3 protein-coding genes are annotated in these 9,499 nt (G+C 43.2%); 2 read left to right on the plus strand and 1 reads right to left on the minus strand.

The window, feature by feature from the left end:
* The coding region (locus tag ORI89_RS18935) for a type IX secretion system membrane protein PorP/SprF (RefSeq protein WP_268232094.1) at positions 1 to 446 on the plus strand (446 nt) is incomplete at its 5' end.
* A 190-nt stretch (positions 447 to 636) separates the two neighbouring features.
* Here the strand turns inward: ORI89_RS18935 and ORI89_RS18940 are convergent.
* Positions 637 to 2,397, minus strand: a complete 1,761-nt coding sequence (locus tag ORI89_RS18940; RefSeq protein WP_268232095.1) for a tetratricopeptide repeat protein — start codon at positions 2,395 to 2,397, stop codon at positions 637 to 639.
* A 235-nt stretch (positions 2,398 to 2,632) separates the two neighbouring features.
* On the opposite strand from ORI89_RS18940, the gene ORI89_RS18945 reads away from it, so the two are divergent.
* A partial coding sequence (locus ORI89_RS18945) for an MBG domain-containing protein (RefSeq protein WP_268232096.1) occupies positions 2,633 to 9,499 on the plus strand: 6,867 nt, incomplete at its 3' end.

Genomic DNA, 9,499 nt, shown 5'->3' on the forward strand with positions numbered 1-9,499 from the left:
ACGGCCTTTCGGCTTCGTTGGTGCGACCTGATCGTTATTATGTTGGTTTTGCTATGCCACGGGCTATCTTCGGCTCGAACGATTCGGACTATGTGCGTCAGTTTGGCCGTGACAATACGTTTTATGTCTCGGGTGCTGCTATCTTTGACTTGGATGAGAATATTTATCTGCGCCCAAGTTTATTGAGTAGCTACCGTGAGGTGACGGGTTTACAGTTTGATGCATCGGCTATGATTTTCTTTACCTCTAAGTTTGGTATCGGTGGCGGGTACCGGCAGCGTGGCGACCTGATGGGGCATGCGGAGTTTAATTTAAAAAATATCCGCTTTGCATATAGCTATCAGCAGAACTTGAAGAACAGCAACCTGAACCGTTTCATTAGCAACAGCACACATGAACTGGGGCTGTCTATAAGCTGGGGCAAAACGCAGAAGAGAAGACTCTAGTTTTGCTTCTATATTCAGGGTAGTGAAACTTTGCTCAATTTAGATGTTTTGTATAGATGTTGTGTATAATTGACTAAAACAGCAAGTTTTAATTACGGAGTTCAGAATTTTAGTTTTTTATGAGGAGGAAGATAGTTATGAGGAGGAAGATAGAAACTAGCATAATAAAAGCAAGATGCGATGATGATGCTTAGTCTTCGACAGTTTCTAAATTAAAAACCAGATCGAATTGTTCGCCATATTTTTTTCGCATGCGCTGTTTGGATTTACGCACGGCATCAGTCGTAACCCCAAGCATATGTGCTATCTGATGATTGTCCAATCCCATCTTGAGCAGCAGGATGATACGCAAATTAGATTCCGTAATATCGGGAAGCGAATGGATAATGATCTGGTAAGCATCCGCATTCTCTGTGATAAAAGCTTTTTTAAACTCAAACCAATTATCGTCTGTCAGTAGGTGAGATTTTAAGAGGTTCTCAAAAGAGAATCGCTGCTTTTGCGACTGTAGGCTGCTACTGCTCTTTAATTTGGTGATTTCATTTTCTAGGCGCGCTATCTGTTGGTTCTTGTCGGTGAGGTATACCTGATAGGATGCCAATGTATTATGCGTATTGGACAGCATCGCTTCTGATTCGATTTTCTCCATCTGGAAAGATAACAGTTTTCTCTCAGATTCTACCTGTTGCAGTTTCAGTCGTTTTTTGTGGGTAATAAGCAGGAGTATGATGATCAGTGCTAATAACAGACTGACTGCGCCCCAGGCCCATTTGAGTAGTGACGCCCGTTTTAATTTATTTTGTTCGGCTTCCAGTTGCCAACGGATGCGCTCTTTTTGTGTTTCCCAGTTTACTTGATCGACAATAGACTGTCCGTCGGTGACCGATAGGTGCCGATTGATCTGTTCGAGGCGTCTTCGGAGTGACAGCTCCCGCACGGCATCATCCTTCGCCTGGGCGATGTTTAATTGCAGTTCGATTATGTTTTTTTCATAGGATTTTAGATAGTCTTTGGTTTCTGCATAAGCAAGAGATTCAGCGAGATAGTGTTGGGCACTGTCTAGCACTCGATGTTGCAGATAGAGCCGTCCCAGCTGTATCTGCGCATACATGATATTGCGCGGGTCGTTGTTGTTGTGGGAGATGGCTATGTTTTCCAGCTGAGCTGAAATAGCTTTGGCGGTCTCGCCGCGGCGGTCATAAAGAATAGCCAGTTCGCCAAGTGTCTTGGCATAGCGTAGCTGATCTGCATTCGCCTGTGAGGAAGTCAGGGTACGGTTGAAGTAACTCTCGGCTTCTTGCCATTTCTCTTGCTTCATGTAAAGCAATCCTATAGCGTATAGGATCTGTCCGGTTTCGGTAGGTGCTGAGGGGGTAACTTTTAGCGCGGCCTGTAAGAGGTCTAATGATTTTTGGTTATCATCGATTGTGCCAAAAAAATAAGCGTTTTTTATCAAGACTTGGTTTGGTTCAGGAAGCTGTGCGATAGGATAGGAATCGATACGGCGGGAGCTCTCTAAAAAATAGGGGAGAGCATGGATGTAATCGTTGTACGTATAATAGTAATAGCCATAGAGGGTATTTACCCAGATTAGGAGCCCGGTGTTGTTGGTTTTTTGGATATCGGATAGCGCATGGGCAAATAACCATTCACTTACAGGGGTTTTATAGTCCTTTATCCGGGCATAGGATTCTGCCAGTAGGCTGTGATAAACGGCGGATAATGCTTTAGGGTTTTTAATAGATTGTGTTTTTTGGACGGCCTCCAGTCGTTGTGCTAGTTGCGTTTTTTCGGTTTCGGAAATCTGTTGAAGTACCGTATGTACATGTATAGCGAGGCTATCTAGAGCATATGTGTTGGTGCTGAGACAGAAAATCGTCAGTAAAAAAAATAGTCTAAGATAGACGGTCATCAGCAATGTTTTCTTGTTAACTGCTATTGGTTTGTCCAAATCAGGGTAAAGATAACCAAACAAAATTCTAAAGCGAAATAAAATATATTTATCAGCAAAGCTATTCTGTTGTGTTTTTAATGAGGTTCGTGATCAGAGGTTTAGGTGTGTTTTTTGTATTTGTCCCATATTTGTCCCACCCCAAAATATAGTTGATATGGCCTTTTTCGATAGTTTAGATCTTTATTATTCTTTTGTGAATGCATGAGGATTCCAAACATCAAAAATATTAACTATGAATCGTGTTAGCCATTACCTCTCTATTATCATGCTGTTGTTGACCTTTTGTGCGGAGGGAATTGCCCAGACAGTGCAGCCGGATGCCCAAAGGATTATTTACGTCAATAAAAATGTAATAGGTAGCAATGGCTCGGGCGATAGTTGGGCTAATGCTATACCTGAACTGGCGCATGCGCTGAAATGGGCGAATGCGAATAAAACAAGTGGGCTTTGGTCAGCGGCGGTTCCTTTAAAGATATACGTTGCCAAAGGTACCTACAAGCCTATGTATACGCCCCAAGATGGAAAGAACTTCAGTGCGGATGCACAATATGCCCGTGACCGTACCTTCTTGATGGTGAAAGATGTGGAGCTGTACGGTGGCTTTGACCCGGCTAACGGTAAAACAGCACTGACTGATCGTATCCTGCCTGGCAAAGATGGGACTAACGCCGATGGCACCATCTTAAGTGGGGATTTGAACGGCGATGATGCTGTTAATATACCACTAACCGAGTTAAAAGATCATGCGACAAGGCAAGATAATGCTTACCATGTGGTCTTGGCAGTCAGTGGTACGGAGAGTGTAGCAGTAAAGCTGGATGGATTTGGCATCACAGGGGGAAACGCAAATCATGATTATTTTTTCATTTTAGTTACCGGAAGAGGTGCTAATAAAATGGTTGGCGGTGGGATTTGTTCTTATTCTTCTTCGGTTACATTAAGTAATTCTTCGGTCTATAATAATAGCAGTAGTGGTGATGGCGGTGGGATTTATTCTTATTCTTCTTCTTCTTCTTCTTCTTCTTCGGTTACGTTAAGTAATTCTTCGGTCTATAATAATATTAGTAGTAGTAGTAGTAGTAGTAGTAGTAGTGGCGGTGGGATTTATTCTTATTCTCGTTCTTCTTCGGTTACGTTAAGTAATTCTTCGGTCTACAATAATAGCAGTAGTGGTAATGGCGGTGGAATTTATTCTTATTCTTCTTTTTCTACGGTTACGCTAAGTAATTCTTCGGTCTACAATAATAGCAGTAGGGGTGATGGCGGTGGGATTTATTCTTATTCTCCTTCTTCTTTTGTTAGTTTAAGTAATTCTTCGGTCTACAATAATAGCAGTAGCGGTAATGGCGGTGGGATTTCTTCTTCTTCGGTTACGTTAAGTAATTCTTCGGTCTACAATAATAGGAGTAGTGATGCTGGCAGTGGGATTTATTCTTATTCTTCTTCTAATTCTTCTTCTAATGAAGTCAAGTTAAACAACAGTACCTTGGCGGGAAATACGGGAACTTCTTATGTATATTTTCACGGTGGTGGGACTAAAAAGTTTACGGTACGTAACAGCTTGGTGTATGGCAATGCAAAAAGTACGACAGATAATAGCAACAGTAATTTAAGTGCAAATGCGGGTAACATCTCGAAAGATATCCAATATAGTTTGGTACAGGATATCGATGTGACGATTAGTGCAGATCCAGGCGATATACGGAACAATAACTTGGACGGCACTGTGGCGTACAGCAACCTGTTTATGGATGCAGCTGCTGGGGACTATGCTCTAGCAAATAACAGCCCGGCGATAGATGCAGGAAGTAATGCATTATATGACAGCGATTTGGGCAATGATCTGGATTTGGCGGGCAATCCAAGGCTTTCAGGTTGCAAAATTGATATAGGAGCTTATGAGAACCAGAACAATCAAGGTGTGTTGTGCTTTATCCCCGACGCTAACAAAATCCTTTATGTCAATAAGCATGTCAATGGAGGAAACGGCTCGGGCGATAGTTGGGCAAACGCTATCCCTGAACTGGCGGATGCGCTGAAATGGGCGAACGCGAATAAAGGAAATGGGCTTTGGTCAGAAGCGGATCCTTTAAAGATTTACGTTGCCAAAGGTACATACAAGCCTATGTATACCCCCCAAGATGGGAAGGATTTCAGTGCAGATGCACAATATGCCCGTGACCGTACCTTTTTGATGGTGAAAGATGTGGAGCTATACGGTGGCTTTGACCCGGCTAACGGTAAAACAGCACTGACTGACCGTATCCTGCCGGGTAAAGATGGGACTAACGCCGATGGTACCATCCTGAGTGGTGACTTGAACGGGGATGATGCTGTTGGTACTACTCCTGGTCAGGGAGCTGCGCCGATAACCGGTAATGCGGAGAATGCTTACCATGTTGTCTTGGCAGCCAGTAATACGGAGAGTGTAGCAGTAAAGCTGGATGGATTTGGCATCACAGGGGGAAATGCAGATGCTACTTCTCGCATTAGAATAAAGGGACAGGCTGTTTATAGGGATTCAGGCGGTGGGGTTTTTTCTTCTTCTTTTTATAGAACTTCTTCTTCTTCGGTTACGTTAAATAATTCTTCGGTCTATAATAATAGCAGTCTTAATTATGGAGGTGGGATTTATTCTAGTTCTTCTCCTTTATCTCCTTTATCTTCTTTTTCTTCTGTTACGTTAAGTAATTCTTCGGTCTATAATAATAGTAGTCGTAGTGGTACTGGTTATGGCGGTGGGATTTATTCTTCTTCTCCTTCTTCTTCGGTTACGTTAAGTAGTTCTTCGGTCTATCATAATAGCAGTATTGGTAGTGGCGGTGGGATTTATTCTGCTTCTTCTTCTCCTTCTTCTTCGGTTACGTTAAGTAGTTCTTCAGTCTACAATAATAGCAGTAGTGAAGCTGGAGGTGGGATTTATTCTTCTTCCAATTCTTCTTCTTCGGTTACGCTAAGTAGTTCTGCGGTCTATAATAATAGCAGTATTGATGCTGGCGGTGGGATTTGTTCTTCTTCTTTTTCTTCTTCTTCGGTTTCTTTAAGTAGTTCTTCGGTCTATAATAATAGCAGTGGTACTAATGGCGGTGGGATTTCTTCTTACTCTTATTCTGATTCTTCTAATGAAGTCAAGTTACACAACAGTACCTTGGTGGGAAATAAGGGGGCTTCTTATGTATATTTTGATGGTGGGACTAAAAAGTTTACGGTACGTAACAGCTTGATATATGGCAATGCAAAAAGCACAACAGATAATAGCAACAGTACTTTAAGTACAAATGAGGGTGGTATCCCGAAAGATATCCGATATAGTTTAGTACAGGATATCGATGCTAGCAGAAGCACCGCTTTTGAAGATATACGGAACAATAACTTGGACGGTACAGTGGCGTACACCAACCTGTTTATGGATGCAGCTGCTGGGGACTATGCTCTAGCAAATAACAGCCCGGCAATAGATGCAGGAAGTAATGCATTATATGACGGCGATTTGGACAATGATCTGGATTTGGCGGGCAATCCAAGGCTTTCAGGTTGCAAAATTGATATTGGAGCTTATGAGAACCAGAGCAATCAAGGTGTGTTGTGCTTTATCCCCGACGCTAACAAAATCCTTTATGTCAACAAGCATGTCAATGGAGGAAACGGCTCGGGCGATAGTTGGGCAAACGCTATACCCGAACTGGCGAATGCGCTGAAATGGGCGAGTGCGAATAAAACAAGTGGGCTTTGGTCAGCGGCTACTCCTTTAAAGATTTACGTTGCCAAAGGCACGTACAAGCCTATGTATACTCCCGAAGATGGGAAGAACTTCAGTGCAGATGTACAATATGCCCGTGACCGTACCTTCTTGATGGTGAAAGATGTGGAGCTATACGGTGGCTTTGACCCAGCAAACGGTAAAACAGCACTGACTGAGCGTATCCTGCCTGGTAAAGATGGGACTAACGCCGATGGTACCATCCTGAGTGGGGATTTGAACGGGGATGATGCTGTTGGTACCACTCCTGGTCAGGGTGCTGCGGGGATAACCGGTAATGAGGAGAATGTCTACCATGTGATCGTGGCAGCCAGTGATACGGAGAGTGTAGCAGTAAAGCTGGATGGATTTGGCGTCAAAGGGGGAAATGCAAATGGTTCTATTTCTCCTATTTTAGTTAATGGAAGAAATACTTTTAGAACACATGGCGGTGGGATTTTTTCTTTTTCTTCTTCTTCTTCGGTTACGTTAAGTAACTCTTCGGTCTACAATAATAGCAGTAGTCGTGATGGCGGTGGGATTTATTCTTCTTCTTCTTCTTCGGTTACGTTAAGTAATTCTTCGATCTATAATAATAACAGTAGTGGTTCTGGCGGAGGGATTTCTTCTTTTTCTTCTTCTTCTTTTTCGGTTACGTTAAGTAATTCTTCGGTCTATAATAATAGAACTGGTGTTACTGGCGGTGGGATTTTTTCTTTTTCTTCTTCTTCTGCTTCGGTTACGTTAAGTAATTCTTCGGTGTACAATAATAGGAGTAGTGGTGATGGCGGTGGGATTTTTTCTGCCTCTTCTTCTAATGAAATCAAGTTATACAACAGTAGCTTGGCAGGAAATAAGGGGCCTTCTTATGTGTTTTTTGGTGGTAGTGCGGCTAATAAGTTTACAGTATATAACAGCTTGGTGTATGGCAATGCAAAAAGCACGACAGATAATAGTAACAGTACTTTAAGTACAAATGCGGGTAGCATCTCGAAAGATATCCAATATAGTTTGGTACAGGATATCGATGCGACGATTAGTGTAGATCCAGGCGATATACGGAACAATAACTTGGACGGCACTGTGGCGTACACCAACCTGTTTATGGATGCAGCAGCTGGGGATTATAGTTTGCAAGCCTGCTCTCCGGCAGTGAATGCAGGTAGCAACAGCCATTATGCAGGATTGAGTGCTGATACGAAAGATCTGGCAGGTAATCCAAGAGTATATGATTTTGCTACGGGAGGTGTCATTGATATTGGAGCTTATGAGTTTCAGGGCGAGCAGATCAATTACGACAATGTGGTGTTTGAAGATCTAGATGTCGCTTATAATGGCTCCACACATATGATAATAGCAACGAATCTTCCCCAGGGTGTTACTCCTTCGTACAAAATCAAGGACGCATTGGGTGCTGTGGTTACGGAAGCGGTAAATGTCGGAACTTATACCATTACGGCTACACTTTCTGGTTGTGGACCGGACAAAGAATTGACGGCCACGCTGAAGATTGAGGCAGCTACGCTGACGGTAACTGCTGCGAGCGGACAGGGCAAAGTATATGGTGATACCGATCCGGTATTGACTTATACTGTTTCTGGTTATCAAGGTACGGATGATAACAGTATTTTAAGTGGTGCATTGAGCAGAACAGTAGGCGAGGATGTCGGTGTTTATCCGATTGGGCAGGGCGATTTAAGTGGGGGTACTAATTACGATATAGACTTTACGGGAGCTGATTTTGCTATAACTCAAGCTACGCTGACGGTAACTGCTAACAGCGGACAGGGCAAAGTATATGGTGATACCGATCCGGTATTGACTTATACTGTTTCTGGTTATCAAGGTACGGATGATAACAGCATTTTAAGTGGTGCATTGAGCAGAACAGTAGGTGAGGATGTAGGTGTTTATCCGATTGGACAAGGCACATTCAGCGCGGGTGCTAATTACGCTATAGATTTTGCAGGTGCTGATTTTGCTATTGCTAAAGCTACGCTGACGGTAACTGCTGCGAGCGGACAGGGTAAAGTATACGGCGAAGGTGACCCGGTGTTTACTTATACGGTTTCTGGTTATCAAGGTACGGATGATAATAGCATTTTAAGTGGTGCATTGAGCAGAACAGTAGGTGAGGATGTAGGTGATTATCCGATTGGGCAGGGCGATTTAAGTGGGGGTGCTAATTACGATATAGACTTTACGGGAGCTGATTTTGCTATTGCTAAAGCTACGCTGACGGTAACTGCTGCGAGCGGACAGGGTAAAGTATACGGCGAAGGTGACCCGGTGCTGATTTATACGGTTTCTGGTTATCAAGGTACGGATGATAACAGCATTTTAAGTGGTGCATTGAGCAGAACAGTAGGCGAGAATGTAGGTGATTATCCGATTGGGCAGGGCGATTTAAGTGGGGGTGCTAATTACGCTATAGACTTTACGGGAGCTGATTTTGCTATTGCTAAAGCTATGCTTACAGGTATCAGCTTCGATGACACAAGTTTTACTTATGACGGTACGGTAAAATCTTTGATAGCTACTGGTCTACCTGCTGGTACTACAGTTAGTAGTTATGCAAATAATGGACAGACGGAAGTAGGTGAATATGTGGTTAAAGCTATTATTGATGGTGGTAGGAACTATGAAAATGGTTCGCAGACTGCTAAGCTGACGATTACGAAAGCGGTACTGCCGACCTTTACTTTTGCGGATGCAAGCTTTGTTTATGATGGCATGGCAAAATCTCTGAAAGCTACTGGCTTTGCAGCAGGAGCTACAGTAAGCAGTTATACCAATAACGATCAGACCGAAGCGGGAGAATATACAGTTACAGCTGTTATTGATGGCGGTAACAACTATGAAGATGGTTCGCAGACTGCTAAGCTGACGATTACTAAAGCGGTATTGCCATTGTTCGTTTTTGCCGATGCTAACTTCGTTTACGACGGTACGGCAAAATCTCTGAAAGCTACTGGCTTGGCAGCAGGAGCTACAGTAAGCAGTTATACCAATAACGATCAGACCGAAGCGGGAGAATATACGGTTACGGCTACCATTGATGGCGGTAACAACTATGAAGATGGTTCGCAGACCGCTAAGCTGACGATTACGAAAGCTTCTATAGCCGGGGTTACTTTTGCTGATGCTAGTTTTACTTACGACGGTACTGTTAAATCTTTAGTTATTGCAGGTGCATTGCCAGTAGGAGCAAAGATAAGCTACGAGAATAACAAGCAGACGGAAGCAGGCGAATATACAGTTACAGCTGTTATTGATGGTGGCAACAATTATGAAGGTGGTTCGCAGACTGCTAAGCTGACGATTACGAAAGCAGCATTGCCATTGTTCACCTTTACCGAT

The organism is Sphingobacterium sp. UT-1RO-CII-1, from assembly GCF_026711005.1.
Lineage (GTDB): Bacteria > Bacteroidota > Bacteroidia > Sphingobacteriales > Sphingobacteriaceae > Sphingobacterium.